The sequence below is a fragment of the Hydrogenovibrio thermophilus genome, from assembly GCF_004028275.1.
In the GTDB taxonomy this organism is placed as follows: Bacteria; Pseudomonadota; Gammaproteobacteria; order Thiomicrospirales; family Thiomicrospiraceae; genus Hydrogenovibrio; species Hydrogenovibrio thermophilus.
This window is the reverse complement of sequence record NZ_CP035033.1, coordinates 1,471,017-1,489,026: the sequence shown is the minus strand read 5'-3', so window position 1 is coordinate 1,489,026 and position 18,010 is coordinate 1,471,017. Positions and strand designations below refer to the sequence as shown.

Below are 18,010 nucleotides of genomic sequence, written 5' to 3'. Positions count from 1 at the left end.
TTGAAGTTTTTTCAACCCTTGTCGGGGTTTTAAATCAACACAAAAAGTCGGAATTTGGTAAAATGTCGACCAGATTTTATGAACCGAATTTATACGCAGAATACGCAAAGGCCCGAAGCCAAATGGGACCTGTGCTTGCTTGAGATTGAAATAGGAAGCCTCAATGAAACTGGATTTTTTAGATTTTGAACAACCGATTGCGGAATTGGAAGCCAAGATCGACGAGTTGCGTCATTTGGACGGGCAGGACATGGATTTGTTGAAAGAAGTGTCGGCGTTGGAAGAGAAGAGTAAAAACCTGACGCAATCCATCTTCAGTCGTTTGTCGGATGTTCAGGTCGCTCAAGTGGCGCGTCACCCGCAGCGTCCGTATATGTTGGATTACCTGAAAGAAATCTTTACCGACTTTAAAGAAATGCACGGCGACCGTGCGTTTGCCGATGATGCGGCGATTGTAGGTGGTCTGGCGCGTATTGACGGTCAGCCGGTCATGGTGATTGGCCAGGAAAAGGGGCGTGACACCAAAGAAAAAATCCGCCGTAATTTTGGCATGCCACGTCCGGAAGGGTATCGTAAAGCGCTGCGTCTGATGAAAACGGCCGAGCGTTTCAATTTGCCGATTTTAACCTTTATCGACACGCCGGGTGCTTATCCGGGCATCAACGCCGAAGAACGCGGTCAATCCGAAGCCATTGCCCGTAACTTGATTGAAATGTCCGAGTTGACGGTGCCGGTGATTTGTACGGTCATCGGTGAAGGCGGCTCCGGCGGCGCCTTGGCCATCGGTGTTGGTGATGTGACCATGATGATGCAATACAGCACCTACTCGGTGATTTCGCCGGAGGGTTGTGCGTCTATTTTGTGGAAAGACGCTGCCAATGCCGCCGATGCCGCGTCGGCACTCGGCATTACTGCGCCAAGACTGAAAGAGCTAGGTTTGATTGACATCATTATCGATGAGCCATTGGGTGGCGCGCACCGTAACCCGAAAGCGGCAGCCTCAGCGCTGAAGCAGGCTCTGTTGAGTCAAATGGAAACCTTGTCGAAACAGCCGGTGGATGCTTTGTTGGAAAACCGTTACCAGCGCTATATGCAATACGGTAACTTCGACGTGGCGTAATCGCCGTTTCGAATAGGAATAGCATGTCTTTTTCAAAGGTTGAGTCGGCGGTTTCGGCGCTGGCTGACCTTTATCCCTCCGAATATTCTTTTCTGGTGGCCTTCAGTGGCGGGCTTGACTCCACGGTTTTGCTGGATGCGCTATCGAAACGTTTTCCGGCCGAGCGTTTACGGGCGGTTTATGTTCATCATGGATTGCAGTCCGAAGCGGATCATTGGGAAGCCTTTACCCGGGCTTTTTGTAGCGCTCGGCATATTTCATATCAATCCGTTTCGGTGACGGTACCGGATGCTGCGCGCCAAGGCGTGGAGTCTGTGGCTCGGCAAGTGCGCTATGAAGCGCTTTACGCACAGCTGGATGATAAAACGGTTTTGTTAACCGCGCATCATCAACGTGATCAGGCAGAAACTTTTTTATTAGGCGCTTTGCGCGGTGCCGGAGTCGCCGGTTTGGCGGCCATGCCGTTTGAAAAGACGGTTTCTTATGACCGCAAACCCCTTTCACATTGTCGACCGCTATTGCAGGTGCCGTACCAGGCTTTAAAAGCCTATGCCGCGCATTATCAATTGAACTGGGTGGAAGACCCATCCAACCAAGATGTGGCTTTAAAGCGCAATTTCATCCGTCATGCGTTATTGCCGAAAATCCACCAGGCCTGGCCGAATCCGGAACAATCGTTGTCGCAGAGTGCGGAGCGAGTGTCGGAAAGTTTGGGGTTGTTGGATGATTTAGCGGAAATGGATTTGCAAAATTGTACCGCGAATCACTATCAGTTGGCGTTAGGGCCCCTCGTCAGCTTGGGGATGTCGCGCGTGAAAAACGCCTTGCGTTATTGGGCCAAAACGCAGGCATCGCAGGTAACGCTTAATGCCAAAGTATACGATTGGCTGGAAACCAGTTTGCAAAATACTAACCCGCAGGCGCACCCCAAGCTGAAACAGGCGCAATGCGACTTTTATGTTTACCGACAAACCCTGTATGCGTTGCCGGAAACGTTGCCGGTCGATTATCGTGTCGCTTGGTCGGCGTTTGAACCGGCGCAATGGTATTTTTCTGAGCCGTTCGATAAGCGGTTGGAAATCGACCAGGCCTGGCCGAAACCGGAATTCTCGGACTGGGTGGTGCGAGCCATGACCGATTTGGAAGCTGAAGCGCTTGGCCCGAAAACACAATTAAGAAAGTGGTTTCAAACGCGTGGTGTCCCCTCGTGGGATCGTAACCGTTGGCCGGTTTTGGAAATCGACGGCAAAGCGGTGGCGATTCTAGGCGGTTATACGAATTTTTCCGGCCGGGATTGATGCAATCAAAGATTGCTCAAGCCTTGGGGTTACGGTATAATTAGCTTCCATTCTGATTACCCAATTCCGGTGGGTGCTTTATTCCAAACAAAGCTCTCAATTTGCTGAATTAAAGTCTAAACTAAAGTGATTTCATGACAAAGTTTATATTCGTTACTGGCGGTGTTGTTTCTTCCTTAGGAAAAGGGATTGCCGCTGCCTCCCTCGGGTCGCTTCTGGAAGCCAGAGGCCTCAAAGTCAGTATGTTAAAGATGGATCCGTATATCAACGTCGATCCAGGCACCATGAGTCCGTTCCAACATGGCGAAGTGTTCGTTACCGACGATGGCGCGGAAACCGACTTGGATTTGGGGCATTACGAGCGCTTTGTACAACGTAACTTCACCAAGCGAAACAGCTTCTCCACCGGTCAGGTGTATGAAAAGGTGATTCGCAATGAACGTCGCGGTGATTATTTGGGTGGCACCGTTCAGGTGATTCCGCACATTACCGATGAAATCAAACATCGCATCAAGTTGGCCGCCGCCGGTGCGGATGTCGCCTTGGTGGAAGTCGGCGGCACCGTTGGTGACATCGAATCCTTACCGTTCTTGGAAGCCATCCGTCAGTTGGGCGTGGAAGTCGGTCGTGAACGCGCCATGTTCATGCATCTGACCTTGTTGCCATACATCGCGGTGGCCGGTGAAGTGAAAACCAAACCCACCCAACACTCGGTCAAAGAATTACGTTCCATCGGGATTCAACCGGATATTTTGATCTGTCGTTCCGAGCGTCCGTTGGAAGAATCGGAAAAACGCAAAATCGCGCTGTTCACCAATGTGGAAGAACAAGCGGTTATCAATTCGCTGGATGCGCGTACCATTTATGAAGTACCAAGAATGTTGCATGAGCAAGGCTTGGATGAGCTGGTCACCAACCGCTTCCGTTTGAATGTTCCGGTCGCGGATTTGTCCGACTGGGATAAAGTGGTTGACGCGCAATTGAACCCGAAAAAATCGGTGGACATTGCCATGGTCGGAAAATACGTCGATTTAACCGAAGCCTACAAGTCGTTGATTGAAGCGTTAGTGCACGGTGGCATTCAGACGTTGACGCAAGTGAATATTCACTACATAGACTCAGAAGACATCGAAAAATCCGGTACAGGCGTGATTGAAGAAATGGACGCGATTCTGGTGCCGGGCGGTTTCGGCGAGCGCGGTGTGGAAGGGAAAATCCAAGCCATCCGCTATGCACGTGAAAACAAAGTGCCGTATTTGGGGATTTGCCTGGGCATGCAAATGGCGGTGGTTGAATATGCTCGCCACGTTGCCGGTTTGACCAATGCACACAGTACCGAACTGGACCCGAAAACACCGACACCGGTGGTGGCTTTGATCACCGAATGGACCGATGAAGACGGTAAAGTCATTGAGCGTGATGAAACCGTTGATTTGGGTGGCACCATGCGTTTGGGCGGCCAAGGCTGTCTGCTGGCGAAAGGCAGTAAAATGCAACAGATTTACGGTCAGGAATTGATTCGCGAGCGTCATCGCCACCGTTACGAAGTGAATGACGGTTACATCGCCAGATTGGAAGCGGCCGGCTTGAAAATTTCCGGGCGTTCCGAAGATGGAAACCTGGTCGAAACCATTGAAATCGAAGATCACCCTTGGTTTGTGGCATGTCAGTTCCACCCTGAATTTACCTCCACGCCACGAAACGGTCATCCGCTGTTTAAAGCATTTGTGGAAGCGGCGAACGAATACAAAGAAAATTCTTAATTAAGAAGGCATTGAAATGAATTTATGCGGTTTTAACGTTGGTATCGACCAACCTTTATTTTTAATTGCCGGTCCGTGTGTGATCGAATCTGAACAATTGGCGATTGATACGGCGGGGCAACTGAAAGACTTGACCGATTCGTTGGGCATTCCGTTTATTTTCAAATCGTCTTATGATAAAGCGAATCGTTCGTCCACCAAAAGCTTCCGTGGCTTGGGGATTGAAGAAGGATTGCGCATCTTGCAAAAAGTGAAAGACGAAGTCGGTGTGCCGGTTTTGACGGATGTTCATGAAGACACCCCTTTGGATGAAGTGGCGTCGGTGGTGGATGTGATGCAAACGCCGGCCTTCTTGGTGCGCCAGACCAATTTTATTCAAAACGTCTGTCGCCAAGGCCTGCCGGTCAATATCAAAAAAGGCCAGTTCCAGGCGCCGTGGGATATGGATCAAGTGGTATTGAAAGCCCGTGAAGTCGGAAACGATCAGATCATGGTCTGTGATCGCGGCACTTCATTTGGTTACAACACTTTGATTTCCGATATGCGCGGCTTGGCATCCATGCGCCAAACCGGTTGCCCGGTGGTGTTTGATGCGACGCATTCCGTACAACAACCGGGTGGGCAAGGCACCACTTCCGGTGGACAGCGCGAAATGGTTCCGGTTTTGGCACGTGCCGCGGTGGCGGCTGGCGTGTCCGGCGTCTTTATGGAAACCCATCCGGATCCCGCTAATGCCTTGTCGGACGGCCCGAATATGTGGCCGCTGGGGAACTTGAAGCCTTTATTGGAAACCTTGAAAGCGGTTGACGATGTGGTCAAGGACAAAGGCTTTATTGAAAACCTGTCATAAAGACGGCTTTAAGAGCCGATAAAACCGAATTTGTCATTCGTTTGCCATATTCTGACTTTAGAATGGGGCGGATGAAACGAAGAAACTGAGTAAAAAAAGAAAATAGGAAAATGCATATGTCATTGATTAAAGATATCAAAGCTCGTCAAGTCATCGACTCACGTGGTAACCCTACGGTGGAAGCCGATGTCATCTTGGAAGACGGCTCAAAAGGTCGTGGTATTTCTCCGTCTGGTGCGTCAACGGGTTCTCGTGAAGCCATTGAATTGCGTGACGGTGATGCGTCAAAATTCGGCGGTAAAGGCGTTTTAAAAGCGGTTAATAATATTAACACCGAAATCAAAGCCTGCCTGCTAGGCAAAGACGCAACCGACCAAGCGGCGATTGACAATGCAATGATCGAGTTGGACGGAACCGACAATAAGGCCCGTTTGGGGGCTAATGCGATTTTGGCGGTTTCGATTGCGGTGGCGCAAGCGGCGGCAAAATCCAAGGGCTTGCCATTGTATGCTTACTTGAAAACCGACGATTACAAAATGCCGGTTCCGATGATGAACATCATCAACGGTGGGGAGCATGCCGATAACTCGGTGGATTTCCAGGAATTCATGATTATGCCGGTTGGTGCGCCATCCATGTCCGAAGCCATTCGTTACGGTGCGGAGATTTTCCATGCGTTGAAAAAAGTATTGCATGACAAAGGTTACAACACCGCCGTCGGTGATGAAGGTGGTTTTGCACCGGATCTGAAATCCAACGAAGAAGCGATTCAGGTGATTTTGGAAGCGATCGAAAAAGCCGGTTACAAAGCGGGTGAAGACATTATGATCGCGATGGACGCGGCCTCTTCCGAATTGTACAAAGACGGCCAATATTACCTGGCTTCGGAAAACAAAACCCTGTCTTCCAATGAAATGGTTGATTTGCTGTCCGGTTGGGTCAGCAAGTATCCGATTATTTCGATTGAAGACGGTTTGGACGAGTCCGACTGGGACGGTTTCAAATATCAAACGGAAAAAGACGGTCAGCGTTTGCAGATCGTGGGCGACGACTTGTTCGTGACCAATCCTAAGATTTTGAAAGAAGGAATCGAAAAAGGCATCGCCAACTCGATTTTGATCAAGATCAACCAAATCGGTACGCTAACGGAAACTTTCCAAGCGATTCAAATGGCCAAAGATGCCGGTTACACGGCCGTGGTGTCTCACCGTTCCGGTGAAACCGAAGATACAGTCATTGCCGATATCGCTGTGGCGACCGGTTCGGGGCAAATCAAAACCGGTTCCATGTCCAGAACGGATCGTATCGCCAAGTACAATCAATTGATTCGTATTGAGGAAGAATTGGGCGACGCGGCCGTTTACCCTGGAAAAGACGCGTTTTATAACCTGAAATAATCCGGGTTAATCTTGAAAATTATCTACATTGCACTCGCAATTGTTATTTTGATTCTACAGGTTCGCTTACTGTCATCGGACGGTGGCGTGGGCGAACTGCTATCCCTTCAAAAAAATCTCGATGAACTGCATTCTAAAATCGATGTGTTGGAACAAAACAACGCCTTGCTTCGTAAAGAGGTGAAGGATTTGCAATCCAGTACGCAAGCGATTGAAACCATTGCCCGACAAAAACTGGGCATGATTGGTGAGGATGAGGCTTTCATTAAGATTATCGAGTTACCGAAATCACAACCAAAAGCGGTTGAAAAACAAACCGATATGGAAAGTAACGAGGCTACTGAAACGCCTTCGAATTCTTTGCCGTAAGGCTAACGCTGGTTTTTCAAAAACACGTAAACGGCCCCAGTGCCACCGTCTTTGGGTTGCGCGCTGCAAAAACCGAGCAAGTCGGGAATTTGCGGTAAACGGTAGTTCACCAAGTTTTTGAGGACGGGGTAATCGGATTCCGAGTGATAGCCTTTACCGTGCACGATAATCAGATAGCGGGCTTGGCTTTGCAGTGCTTCGTGAATGAAGTGCTCCAGGGCCTTTTCGGCTTCCAACTCGGTATGGCCGTGTAAGTCCAGACAGAACCGTGTTTTGAAGTCGCCTTTTCGTAGTCGCTTGAAATCCTGAGCCGAGCAGTTTGGATGCTGGTACTCGATGTATTCAAACGCGGATACGCGAGACGGCCAGGCCTGGTCGTTTCCTTGAAATAATTGACCGGGTTCAGGTGAAGTCGAACGGCGTTTGTGACGTAGGGGCGGCTGCGATTTCGGCGTAACCGTTGCGACGGTTTTACGCGGATTCAGTTTTTGCGTGCCTTGAACGGCTTCCGCAAACAGGGATTTATCTTCATCTGAAATGTGAGACATACTATAATGACATGGTCTAAAGGACAGCTGTTATTTTACCCTAGTCAAGGCAGGTTATGAAAATCTTGTTATCCAACGATGACGGCTATGACGCTCCAGGCATTCGGGCGTTGTGGCAGTGTATGCATCGTCTGAATGTACACTCCGATATTCGGCTTATTGCGCCGGACCGAAACCGCAGTGCGGCCAGTAACTCTCTGACTTTGATGGAACCGCTTCGAATTACCCGGCATGAAGATGCCATTTACAGTGTGAACGGCACGCCGACCGATTGTGTGCATTTGGGCATCAATGGTGCTCTGGACTTTCAACCCGAAATGGTGATTTCCGGTATTAATGCCGGCGCCAATATGGGGGACGATGTCCTTTATTCCGGTACGGTCGCTGCGGCCACGGAAGGACGTTTTTTAGGTAAACCGTCCATTGCGGTGTCTTTGTGTGGGGATCGCCATTTTGAGACCGCCGCTGAGGTGGTGACACGCCTGTTCAAAGATTTTCAAAAATTGCCGTTGGATAAATCCACTATTCTCAATATCAATGTCCCGGATATCCCGGTTGAAGAATTGAACGGCATTCAAATTACACGACAGGGTAAGCGCCATTGTTCGGAGCAGGTGGTGCGTACCAAAGACCCGCGTGGTAAGCCCATTTACTGGGTCGGCCCGGCCGGTGAGGCGGAGGATGCTTCCGAGGGAACGGATTTCCATGCGGTCGAAAATGGTTATGCGTCGGTCACGCCGTTGAAAATCGACTTAACCCATTATGAAATGCAAGCACTGCTAAAAGGCTGGTTTGAAGAGAATCCATGAAAAGTCTGTTAAACCAGCCGATTGAATACCCAAATGAAGCCTATTCTGACGCTCAGGGGGTTGGCATGACATCACAACGCACTCGTAACCGTTTGGTAGAACGCCTGATGGCTTTAGGTATTACAGATGAAGCGGTTTTGAACGCCATTCGAGTGACGCCCAGACATTTATTCATCGATGAAGCCATGGCTTCGCGGGCCTATGAAGACACGGCCTTGCCGATTGGTCACGGTCAGACCATTTCCCAGCCTTGGGTGGTGGCGAAAATGACGTCCTGGTTGCTGGCGGACGGACCTTTGCATAAGGTGTTGGATGTCGGGACCGGTTCAGGCTATCAGGCCGCGATATTGGCTTTGCTGGTGGACGAAGTGTACAGTGTGGAGCGGATTGAGCCGTTATTGCTCCGCGCGCAACAGGTATTGAAGCAGTTAAGGTTAAACAATGTCCATGCCAATGTGGCAGATGGTTTTTGGGGGATTCCTTCTGAAGCGCCGTTTGACGGTATTGTGTGCGCGGCGTCACCGGAGTCGGTACCGCAGGAGCTGTTGGATCAGCTGAGAGTCGGTGGCCGTTTGGTGATGCCAATCGGCGGGACTGAGCAGGGATTGTTCGGCTTTGTCAAAACCGAAACCGGTTACACCGAAGACTATTTGGGGCCGGTAATGTTCGTTCCGATGCTGTCAGGCATCGAAACATAATATGTCATGAAAAGGAAAAAAATTGTTCCGCCGATTGTACGATAAGACCCTTCAGTGGTCGAAACACCCTAAAGCCCCGTGGTATCTAGGCGGGATGAGTTTTGCCGAAGCCTCTTTTTTCCCGATTCCGCCGGACGTGATGTTGATGCCGATGAGCTTGTCTCAGCCGAATCGCGCCTATTTTTTTGCTTGGATCACGACCGTTACCTCGCTGTTGGGCGGACTGCTGGGTTACGCCATCGGTTATTGGATGCTGGAAGCGATTTGGCCGCTGTTAGAATCGGTGAACTACGTTGATAAATATCGAACCATCGAAGGTTTTTTCGATGAATACGGTGTGTGGATTGTTTTCTTGGCCGGGTTCAGTCCGATTCCCTATAAGCTCTTTACCATTTCCGCCGGAGCGACTAATATGGCATTATTGCCGTTTATTCTGGCCTCGTTCATCGGCCGCGGCGCACGGTTCTTTTTAGTAGCTGCGCTGATGAAGGTCGGCGGTGAGCGATATGAATCCAAGATTCGTCAATACATCGATTGGATCGGTTATGGTTTAATCCTATTGGTGGTCGTTTATCTTTTAATCAAACAGTTGTAAGGTTTTTATCCCGTCATGAAGCAGGCACTCATCGGATTATTGCTGATAGAAGTGGTATGGCTGATTACAGGCTGTGCACCGGCAAGATACCGTGGTGAAGCCGGGAGTAGGGCCTATTTCGATGACCTGTCCGGTTGCGGTTCGGTGTATGTGGTGCGGAGCGGGGATACCTTAAGTGAAATCGCCGCTCGTTGCGATGTTGATATGATGGCGCTGGCGGATAAAAATCATTTGGTGCCGCCTTATACCTTGTATGTCAAACAGGAATTGACCATTCCAAGCGGTTCATCAAGCCGGAGCACGGTTTCCCACCGTTCTGCAAAAACACAACCTTCCTCCAGTGCCTATAAGAAAGCGAATTTCAGTTGGCCGGTCAAAAAGAAACTCAAATACGAATACGTGAAGGATGCATCCGGTTTGAACAGCTTGCGTATTTATGGTGGTATCGGCGATGGAGTGTATGCGGTGGCGGCCGGTAAGGTCGTGTATGCCGGTAACGGAATTCGTCAGTACGGCAATATGGTGGTTATTAAACACGATACCGAGCATTTAACCGTTTACGCCCATAATGATTCCTTGCAGGTTAAGGAAGGGCAGCGGGTGAAGAAAGGCCAGCTTATCGCGACCTTAGGGCAAACCGGTAGTGTGAAAAAGCCGGAGTTGTACGTCGAAGCCCGTTATCGTGGCCGGAAAATCGACATTAAAAAACTCTTTTAAGCGCAGAATTTGTAAGCGTTTTTTGCACGGGTGCGACGGCCATTAATCGGCTGCAGGTTCCATAATCAGCGCCAGTGCCACTTCACGGTCTTCGGTTGTTAAGACATTATAGGTTCGGCAGGCCGCGGCGTTATCCATCACTTCCAGGCCAATACCATTTTGGGTACAGAACGCGAACAGTTTCGGCGCCGGAAATGTCTGACGTTCGCCGGTGCCCAAGATAATGACTTCCGGCCGCAATGAAAAGACTTCTTGCAGGTGGTCTTCGTTGAGTTCATCCAGCGTGCGGCAGGACCAGTCGGTCACCAATTCATGCTGATTCAAGAAACAGCTGCCGTGGACATCGGTTTCATTGATTTTGACCAGGCCTGGTTGATATTTTTTGACTGAAAGAATGTTGGAATCTCGGTGTTCGGTAAATTTCATAGTCAGGCTCCTTCAGTCGGTTTTTACCACGAATTATACCCACATTTCAATTGACGAAAAAAAATGTTTCTGTATCATAAACAGACTAAATCTCATTACACTTTCTGCTTATAGGAGCCGCAAAGTCCGCACAGTGAAATTGTGAGTGCGCGCTTTGATGTTTCGAGGTTTCAAAACCGTCTGTTTTGTCTGATACATCCTGAAAACACGGATACAAGCAACGATTGTCGTTGTTCTAGACAAGGAGAATCTCGTTTCTGAAAAAACCGAAGGCAAGGCCCCGTTTGGCAGAACCAATTTAAAGGTTAAACACTCCGTGACTGGCGACTTTCAAAGAATCAAACGACTTCCTCCTTATGTATTCAATATCGTCGGAGAGCTAAAGGCCGAAGCCCGACGCCGCGGTGAAGACATCATCGATTTCGGGATGGGGAATCCGGACCAGGACACCCCGAAACACATCGTCGACAAACTGATTGAGGTGGTGCAACGCGAAGGCACCCATCGCTATTCCGTTTCTCAAGGCATTCCCCGTTTACGTAAAGCCATCTGTAACTGGTATAAGACCAAGTTCGATGTCGATTTGGATATGGACACCGAAGCGGTCGTTACCATCGGTTCCAAAGAGGGCTTGGCGCACTTGGCGTTGGCGACGGTCGATAAAGGAGATACGGTACTGGTGCCGAATCCGGCTTATCCAATCCACCCTTACGGCTTTGTGATTGCCGGTGCCGATATTCGTCATGTGCGCATGACGCCGGATGTCGATTTCTTCGAAGAGTTGGAAAAAGCCATTAAGGAATCCTGGCCGACACCGAAAATGCTGGTGCTGAACTTCCCGGGGAATCCGACTACGCAAACGGTGGACTTGGAATTCTTTGAAAAAGTCGTGGCCATCGCCAAAGAACACGATATTTGGGTCATTCACGATTTGGCGTATGCCGACATCGTATTCGATGGCTATCAATCACCGTCCATTCTGCAAGTGGAAGGGGCGAAGGACATTGCGGTCGAATTCTATACCTTATCGAAAAGTTATAACATGCCGGGCTGGCGTGTCGGCTTTATGGTCGGTAACCCAACCTTGGTGCACGCACTCAAGCGCATGAAATCCTATTTGGACTATGGTACCTTTACGCCGATTCAGGTTGCGGCTATCGCGGCCTTGGAAGGGCCGCAGGATTGCGTGCAGGAAATCTGCGACATGTATCGTTCGCGCCGTGATGTGTTGTGTCAGGGCTTGAACAGCATCGGCTGGGAAGTGGAACCACCGAAAGCGACCATGTTCGTCTGGGCCCCGATTCCGGAAGCTTACCGTGAAATGGGCTCGTTGGAGTTTTCCAAAAAATTGTTGACCGACGCGAAAGTGGCGGTCTCGCCGGGGATTGGCTTCGGCGATTATGGTGACGATCATGTCCGTTTCGGCTTGATTGAGAATGAACATCGTACCCGTCAGGCGATTCGTGGCATTCGGGACATGTTCCGAAAAGACGGATTGATCAACGTAAAATAAGTGTGGAGTGAGCGTGAAGCAAGTTAAGTTAGGTTTGTTGGGATTCGGTACCGTCGGCGGTGGTACGGCCACCATTTTGAAAAACACCTTGTCTGAAATCGAACGCCGATTGGGCGGGGATGTTTCCATTCAAATCATTCACATTGCCGTGCGTGATTTGAACCGAAAACGTGCCGTCGAGGTCGACGGAGCCATTATGACCGACCAGCCGCTGGATGTGGTCAATAATCCGGATGTCGATATGGTCGTCGAACTGATGGGTGGAACGACCCTGGCGAAAACTTGCATTGAAACCGCAATCGAAAACGGCAAATCCGTTGTGACCGCCAATAAGGCGTTGATTGCCGAACACGGCAACGAATTGTTTGAGTTGGCTGCGCAAAAAGGTGTTTCCATCGCTTATGAGGCGGCTGTGGCCGGCGGTATCCCGATTATCAAGGCCTTGCGTGAAGGCTTAGCCGGGAACCAAATTGAATGGGTCGCCGGCATCATTAACGGCACTGGCAATTACATTTTGACCGAAATGAAAAAGCCCGGTGCGGACTTTGCCAAGGTTTTGAAAACGGCTCAGGAGTTAGGTTATGCCGAAGCCGACCCGACGTTTGACGTGGAAGGCATTGATGCGGCGCACAAATTGACTATTCTAGCCTCTATTGCGTTCGGTATCGAGTTGCAGTTCGAGCGCGTTTATACCGAGGGCATCAGCCAAATCACCGCGGAAGATATCCGTTTTGCCGACCAACTAGGGTATGAAATTAAACACTTGGGCATTGCCAACCGCGCCGAGGACGGCTTTTCGCTGCGCGTTCACCCAACCTTAGTGCCAAAGTCCGTTTTGTTGGCGCAGGTGAACGGGGTGATGAATGCGGTGATGGTCAACGGCGACCACGTCGGGCCGACCATGTATTATGGGCCGGGTGCCGGTGCCGGACCAACCGCTAGCGCGGTGGTGGCCGACATTATCGATTTGATTCGTGCCGAGCATCAGCCACAGGCGGATCGCGTTCCAGGCTTGGGCTTCGCGTTGAATCAACTGGAGTCGGCGCCGGTATTGCCAATCAGCGAGATCAATTCAGCGTATTACTTGCGATGTTTCGCGAAAGATAATGCAGGCGTGTTAGCCGAATTAAGCGCGACGCTGGCCGAACATCACATCAATATCGAATTATTGCACCAGGAACCATCGTCTCAAAATCCGGACGATGCCACTGTGGTCATTATCACCAACCAAGTCAAAGAATCCGATGTCGATCAGGCGATTCAAACTTTGGAAGCCATGGATGCCATTGATGGCAAAATCATGCGCATTCGAGTCGGCGCACTGGATTAAATTCTTTGAACCGGCCAAGATGGCCGGTTTGGGTTTTCGAACTTCTGTCTCATCGTAAAGGATGTCCGTTATGGCCTCTCAAGCAAAATCGGTGACGCTTTGGCTGCCGGAGTTGCTGGTGCCGTTATCGTCGTCGGACCTTCCGGAAACCGATGTTAAGGCCTTGCATGTGCCGGCTCTGCGTACGCTCTTGTCGCGCGCGGATGCCTTTCCCGCCAAGACGCAAACCTTTCATGAAACCGCCAGCTATTTGTTCCATCAAACGCAAACCTTACCGGTGGCCTCGGTTATGGCGTCGGTGCAATTGCCGGACTACGATGCGGATGCTTTCTGGTTGCGTGCCGAACCCTGTCAGGTGATTCCCGACCGCGATACCCTGGTGATGATTCCTCCGGGCGATTTGGCCGTGACGGAAACCGAATCCAAAGCCCTGCTGGAAGCGTTTAATGCCCACTTTGCAGAAGATGGCGTACAGTTGGAGTATGCCGGTGCGACCGACTGGTATTTACGCATCGCGCAACCGGTCGATTTACAGTCGACGCCTTTGTCTCGCGCGGCGTATCAAAACATCAATCCGCATTATCCGAAAGGCAATGCCGCCGGTTACTGGCACCAGTTGATGAATGAGACGCAAATGCTGTTTTTCACTCATCCGGTGAACGAAGCCCGTCGCGAGCGTGGCTGGCCGGAAATCAACAGCTTATGGTTTTGGGGGGAAGGCCGTTTGGCAGCCGATCAGGTCGAGTTCCGGCCACAGGCGAAAATCTGGTCCCAAGATGCGTATCTGCAAGGCTTGGCAAACTTGGCGCAAGCGGACTACAGCACCCAACCGAAAAGCTACCAGGACTGGTCGGAATCCGCATTGTCGACGAAAGGGGGCTTCGCCCATCATCTGCTGCATTTGACGATGCCGACGGCAGGGCAACAGACCCAAAGCGAATGGTTGGCCGGCTTGCAAACGCTGGAAAAGGCCTGGTTTGAACCGTTATTGCTGGCTGTAAAAAATCAAGACATCGATTCACTGTTTATCGATGTCGGGTTGCCGAAACGCTATCATTTGAAACCAAAACACCTGCGCCGGTTCTGGCGCCGTAAGAAATCGCTTGCACGGCTATAAGCGTCGCATAATCGGGATTTTGCCCCCGATTTTTTGTATAATCTGCCGTTATTTACGAACTGATATTCAATTGGAATCTGTATGAAATTTATCGAAACCCGCGGTAACGACGGTCAAAGACCCGAATCGATCACGTTCTCTCAAGCGATCTTAAGCCCGATGTCTTCCTTCGGCGGCATTTATTCGCCGGAAAGTCTGCCGCACTTTGGTTTGGATTTTTTGCAGCAACATGCGAACTCCGATTATAAAACCCTGGCCAAAGCGGTTTTGGCGATGTTTGAAGTGGATATCGCTGAAAGCGTGATTGACGAAGCGCTGTCGTTGTACGATGCGTTCGATGACCCAAAAAACCCGGTTCCGGTGGTGAAGGTGTATGACGATCTGTATGTCAGTGAGCTGTATCACGGGCCAACGCGTGCCTTTAAGGACATGGCGCTGCAACCGTTCGGTAAAGTGCTGTCGTCGGTCGCGCAAGCCAATGGCGATAAATATCTGATTCTGGCTGCCACCAGCGGCGATACCGGCCCGGCGGCCCTGGAAACCTTCAAGAACCGTGACAATGTGCAAGTGGCGTGTTTGTATCCGGACGGCGGTACCTCGGACGTGCAACGCTTACAAATGGTGACCGAAGATGCGGTGAACTTGAAAGTCATCGGTATTCACGGTGATTTTGACGATGCTCAGACGGCTTTGAAAACTCTGCTGGTATCGGATACGTTCCGCGATAAGCTGAACGAAAACCACATTTCCTTGTCTGCGGCCAACTCGGTGAACTTCGGGCGCATTATTTTCCAGACCATTTACCACATCCATAGTTATTTGGAATTGGTGCGTCAAAACGCCATCGAATTAGGTGATTTGGTGTATCTGAATGTGCCGAGCGGTAATTTCGGGAATGCGTTGGGCGGTTATTACGCTTATAAGATGGGCTTGCCGGTCAAACAGATTCACATCGCTTCTAACCAAAACAATGTGTTGACCAAATTCATTAAAACCGGTGAGTACGACTTACGCGACGCTTCGGTGATTCCAACGACTTCTCCGGCGATGGATATTCTCAAGTCGTCCAACATCGAGCGCATCCTCTTCGACTTGTTCGGCGCGGAACGCACTAAAGAACTGATGTTGAAGTTGGATAACGACAAATACTATGCGTTGACCGCCGACGAGTTGAAGCAGGTTCAAGCGATTTTCGCCGCCGACTTCTGCTCCGATCAGGAAGGGAAGGACTACATTCGAGTGGCGTTTGAAGCCGGGTATTTGATGTGTCCGCATACCGCAACCTGTTTCAAGGCTTACGACACCTGCCGTGACGATACGTCCATCAAAACTATCGCTTATTCGACTGCGGAATGGACCAAATTCTCGCCGGTGATTGCGGATGCGTTGACGGGCGAATCGTTCGAGCATGATAAGGACGCTTTAGAGATGATTTCCCAGAAAGCCAAGGTCAAAATCCCAGAACAGATTGCGGCGTTATTCGATAAAGAGGTTGCCCAGAAGACCGTTATCGACAAAGAGCAGATCGAACAGGAAATTCTCAGTTTCTTGGGGTAGAGTGCGTTGAATCGACGGCATTCCAAAGTCCGGCGACTTTATGATAAAACCGACCAGGCCTGGTCGGTTTTTTTATGTCACCAAGATTTAGGCTGGTTGTAGGGTGACGATTTTCAACTGTAAGTTGGTACGACCGTAGAAGGTATTTAAGCTCGGCTGATAAACGCAACGGACAGGTTCATTGCCGAAAAAACGATCCGGCGCGTCGGCCGAGGGCTTGGCATTGAACTGAATGCCGGATAATACCTGACCGTTTTGTGTTTGCAGTTTGACCGATAAATGGGTTTTGGTCTGGCCGACATGGCGCGCTTCCAATAATCGAAATTCACCGTAAAACAATGGCTTGGGCCATTCTCTGCCATAAGGTTCGAGCTGATTTAATTCCTGAATCAAGGCGGGCGTGAGTTGCCAGTCTTCCAGGCCTCCGTCGGTTTCAATGATGGGTACGGGCACTTCGTCGTTGAGTTGTTGGCGGACGGCTTCTTCAAACAGGTCGGCAAACACGTCGAATTTTTCAATCGGAATCATGCAACCTGCCGCGCCTTTGTGGCCCCCCATTGACTGGAAAAGCCCGTCATGGGTATCCGCCATCCATTGAAAGGCTTCGCGCAAATCGATATTGGACACGATGCCACGGCCACTGCCTGCAAGGTTGCCGTCTTGCAGGTCGGTCATCGCAATGGTCGGTACACCGTATTCCTCACCGATTCGGGAGGCGATAATTCCTTGAATGCCGGCATTGCCTTGCATTTGGATACACAGGGTGAACTTACGATCGTGGTACAGTTGTTTGGCCTGTTCACGTGCTTGAGCCAACATGGCTTCCTGTTGCTGACGTCGGTCCAGGTTGTCTTGGTCGAGTTGTTCCAGATGACGGGCGGCTTCCGGTAAATTCGCGGCATTTAAAAACTTGAACGCGGTGGTCACATCACTGACCCGGCTGGCGGCATTGATTCGGGTTGCGACCTGAAAGCCGAGGTATTCGGCATTCAGTGGCTGGCCTTGATTGTCGTTCATTTGATGCAGGGCTTGCCAAGTCGGGTGTTGCAATTGATTGATGACACTCAGGCCGGACTGGACAATGGCCCGGTTGTTCAGGCTTTTCAAACTGACGCTGTCGGCTACGGTGCCCAATGCGATATTCGGCGCCAAGGCCTTTAAGCTGGGGCTGTCTTTAGGTAAGCGTCCGCGCCGGATCAACTCGCTTCGGGTTTGTCCCATCACCAGAAAAATCACGAAACAACCGGCCACGGTTTTGTCGTAACCGCAACCGTCTTGTTGCGGGTTCACCGTGCAGACAGCACTGGCAGGGGCGCCGGCCACGGTCATCTGGTGGTGGTCGGTGACGCAGACCGGAATACCGGCATCGGCCAATTGTCGGATACGCGGTTCGTCGCTGGAACCTTGGTCGGCGGAAATGACCAAATCGATGGGGTCTTGAATGGCGAGAATCCGTTGGACGACGTCATCGGTAATGCCATAGCCTTCGGTGCGTTCACCAATGATGTGTTCGATGCGCTGCGGTGCCACACCGAAAAAATCGATGAGCGCGCGCGTCGCGACCCAAGCCGAAGTCACGCCGTCCGTGTCGTAATCGGTGGCGAGAACGATTTTGCCGTCGGATTCGATGGCGTCGGCAATCAAACGCGCGGCCCGGTCGGCGTTTTTCAGTTCATTAGGGTGTTGCAGGTGTTGCAGTTTTGGGAAAACGATCTTCTGCACCGCGTCCGTCATGTTATCATCGGTCAAATCGGACGGAGCCAAGCGGTTGGCGACCAGTTTGGATTGCAGTGGCGTCAAGCCCAGCGAAAGGGCGGCTTGAAGGACATCCGGATGTGGTGAGCGCTCAATGATTTGCGGTTGTTTCGGGTGCGTTTGATTCGTTTCTGACATAAAGAGATTT

At 50.7% G+C, this 18,010-nt stretch carries 17 protein-coding genes; 14 read left to right on the top strand and 3 right to left on the bottom strand.

The annotated features are described in order from the left end of the window. Window positions 1-163 precede the first annotated feature (163 nt). From accA to EPV75_RS06950, 6 genes are all read left to right on the top strand, one after another. Entirely contained in the window at window positions 164-1,120 is a 957-nt protein-coding gene (accA, locus tag EPV75_RS06975; RefSeq protein ID WP_128384912.1) for an acetyl-CoA carboxylase carboxyl transferase subunit alpha, read from the top strand. Between the two features lie 23 nt (window positions 1,121-1,143). Then, window positions 1,144-2,418 carry a tRNA lysidine(34) synthetase TilS gene (gene tilS, locus EPV75_RS06970; RefSeq protein ID WP_128384911.1) on the top strand — a complete coding sequence of 425 codons (1,275 nt, stop codon included), beginning with the start codon at window positions 1,144-1,146 and terminating at the stop codon, window positions 2,416-2,418. A gap of 134 nt (window positions 2,419-2,552) precedes the next feature. Next, window positions 2,553-4,181, top strand: coding sequence for a CTP synthase (locus EPV75_RS06965; protein WP_029938171.1), 1,629 nt, complete (start codon window positions 2,553-2,555; stop codon window positions 4,179-4,181). 16 nt (window positions 4,182-4,197) lie between these two features. Further along, entirely contained in the window at window positions 4,198-5,031 is an 834-nt protein-coding gene (kdsA, locus tag EPV75_RS06960) for a 3-deoxy-8-phosphooctulonate synthase (RefSeq protein WP_128384910.1), read from the top strand. A 116-nt stretch (window positions 5,032-5,147) separates the two neighbouring features. Continuing rightward, window positions 5,148-6,428, top strand: coding sequence for a phosphopyruvate hydratase (gene eno / locus EPV75_RS06955; RefSeq protein WP_127119688.1), 1,281 nt, complete (start codon window positions 5,148-5,150; stop codon window positions 6,426-6,428). A 12-nt stretch (window positions 6,429-6,440) separates the two neighbouring features. After that, a complete protein-coding gene (locus EPV75_RS06950; protein ID WP_038151605.1) occupies window positions 6,441-6,797 on the top strand; it encodes an FtsB family cell division protein in 357 nt (118 codons plus the stop codon). Between the two features lie 2 nt (window positions 6,798-6,799). Here EPV75_RS06950 and EPV75_RS06945 read toward each other — a convergent pair whose 3' ends face one another. After that, entirely contained in the window at window positions 6,800-7,345 is a 546-nt protein-coding gene (locus EPV75_RS06945; RefSeq protein WP_128384909.1) for a Smr/MutS family protein, read from the bottom strand. Window positions 7,346-7,401: 56 nt separating this feature from the next. Here EPV75_RS06945 and surE point away from each other — a divergent pair, with 56 nt between their 5' ends. The 4 genes from surE to EPV75_RS06925 are packed head-to-tail and all read left to right on the top strand — an operon-like array spanning window position 7,402 to window position 10,164. Further along, window positions 7,402-8,154, top strand: coding sequence for a 5'/3'-nucleotidase SurE (gene surE / locus EPV75_RS06940; protein ID WP_127119690.1), 753 nt, complete (start codon window positions 7,402-7,404; stop codon window positions 8,152-8,154). Next, window positions 8,151-8,852, top strand: a complete 702-nt coding sequence (locus EPV75_RS06935; RefSeq protein WP_051673366.1) for a protein-L-isoaspartate(D-aspartate) O-methyltransferase — start codon at window positions 8,151-8,153, stop codon at window positions 8,850-8,852. Before surE ends, EPV75_RS06935 begins: the two co-directional genes overlap by 4 nt. A gap of 22 nt (window positions 8,853-8,874) precedes the next feature. Next, window positions 8,875-9,447 (top strand): YqaA family protein, encoded by a 573-nt coding sequence (locus EPV75_RS06930; protein WP_225972275.1) that lies wholly within the window; start codon window positions 8,875-8,877, stop codon window positions 9,445-9,447. Window positions 9,448-9,462: 15 nt separating this feature from the next. Further along, the gene (locus tag EPV75_RS06925; protein WP_051673365.1) at window positions 9,463-10,164 is read left to right on the top strand and encodes a peptidoglycan DD-metalloendopeptidase family protein; all 702 of its coding nucleotides are present in this window, start codon (window positions 9,463-9,465) and stop codon (window positions 10,162-10,164) included. A gap of 42 nt (window positions 10,165-10,206) precedes the next feature. On the opposite strand, the gene EPV75_RS06920 is transcribed toward EPV75_RS06925, so the two are convergent. Then, the gene (locus tag EPV75_RS06920; protein ID WP_128384908.1) at window positions 10,207-10,590 is read right to left on the bottom strand and encodes an Mth938-like domain-containing protein; all 384 of its coding nucleotides are present in this window, start codon (window positions 10,588-10,590) and stop codon (window positions 10,207-10,209) included. A gap of 316 nt (window positions 10,591-10,906) precedes the next feature. Here EPV75_RS06920 and alaC point away from each other — a divergent pair, with 316 nt between their 5' ends. The 4 genes from alaC (at window position 10,907) to thrC (ending at window position 16,107) form a co-directional block, all read left to right on the top strand. Beyond that, on the top strand, window positions 10,907-12,103 hold the full coding sequence (gene alaC / locus EPV75_RS06915; RefSeq protein WP_127119693.1) for an alanine transaminase: 1,197 nt from the start codon (window positions 10,907-10,909) through the stop codon (window positions 12,101-12,103). Between the two features lie 13 nt (window positions 12,104-12,116). Beyond that, window positions 12,117-13,433, top strand: a complete 1,317-nt coding sequence (locus tag EPV75_RS06910; protein ID WP_128384907.1) for a homoserine dehydrogenase — start codon at window positions 12,117-12,119, stop codon at window positions 13,431-13,433. Between the two features lie 70 nt (window positions 13,434-13,503). Further along, a complete protein-coding gene (locus tag EPV75_RS06905) occupies window positions 13,504-14,550 on the top strand; it encodes a hypothetical protein (protein ID WP_225972274.1) in 1,047 nt (348 codons plus the stop codon). Between the two features lie 81 nt (window positions 14,551-14,631). Further along, window positions 14,632-16,107 (top strand): threonine synthase, encoded by a 1,476-nt coding sequence (gene thrC, locus EPV75_RS06900; protein ID WP_128384905.1) that lies wholly within the window; start codon window positions 14,632-14,634, stop codon window positions 16,105-16,107. Between the two features lie 87 nt (window positions 16,108-16,194). On the opposite strand, the gene EPV75_RS06895 is transcribed toward thrC, so the two are convergent. After that, window positions 16,195-18,000, bottom strand: coding sequence for a single-stranded-DNA-specific exonuclease RecJ (locus EPV75_RS06895; RefSeq protein WP_128384904.1), 1,806 nt, complete (start codon window positions 17,998-18,000; stop codon window positions 16,195-16,197). Window positions 18,001-18,010: the final 10 nt, after the last annotated feature.

Excerpts from the sequence above, each read along its gene's own strand:
- accA (WP_128384912.1), top strand. The coding sequence starts at position 164 with ATGAAACTGGATTTTTTAGATTTTGAACAACCGATTGCGGAATTGGAA.
- tilS (WP_128384911.1), top strand. The coding sequence starts at position 1,144 with ATGTCTTTTTCAAAGGTTGAGTCGGCGGTTTCGGCGCTGGCTGACCTT.
- EPV75_RS06965 (WP_029938171.1), top strand. The coding sequence starts at position 2,553 with ATGACAAAGTTTATATTCGTTACTGGCGGTGTTGTTTCTTCCTTAGGA.
- kdsA (WP_128384910.1), top strand. The coding sequence starts at position 4,198 with ATGAATTTATGCGGTTTTAACGTTGGTATCGACCAACCTTTATTTTTA.
- eno (WP_127119688.1), top strand. The coding sequence starts at position 5,148 with ATGTCATTGATTAAAGATATCAAAGCTCGTCAAGTCATCGACTCACGT.
- EPV75_RS06945 (WP_128384909.1), bottom strand. The coding sequence starts at position 7,345 with ATGTCTCACATTTCAGATGAAGATAAATCCCTGTTTGCGGAAGCCGTT.
- surE (WP_127119690.1), top strand. The coding sequence starts at position 7,402 with ATGAAAATCTTGTTATCCAACGATGACGGCTATGACGCTCCAGGCATT.
- EPV75_RS06935 (WP_051673366.1), top strand. The coding sequence starts at position 8,151 with ATGAAAAGTCTGTTAAACCAGCCGATTGAATACCCAAATGAAGCCTAT.
- EPV75_RS06925 (WP_051673365.1), top strand. The coding sequence starts at position 9,463 with ATGAAGCAGGCACTCATCGGATTATTGCTGATAGAAGTGGTATGGCTG.
- EPV75_RS06920 (WP_128384908.1), bottom strand. The coding sequence starts at position 10,590 with ATGAAATTTACCGAACACCGAGATTCCAACATTCTTTCAGTCAAAAAA.
- EPV75_RS06905 (WP_225972274.1), top strand. The coding sequence starts at position 13,504 with ATGGCCTCTCAAGCAAAATCGGTGACGCTTTGGCTGCCGGAGTTGCTG.
- thrC (WP_128384905.1), top strand. The coding sequence starts at position 14,632 with ATGAAATTTATCGAAACCCGCGGTAACGACGGTCAAAGACCCGAATCG.
- EPV75_RS06895 (WP_128384904.1), bottom strand. The coding sequence starts at position 18,000 with ATGTCAGAAACGAATCAAACGCACCCGAAACAACCGCAAATCATTGAG.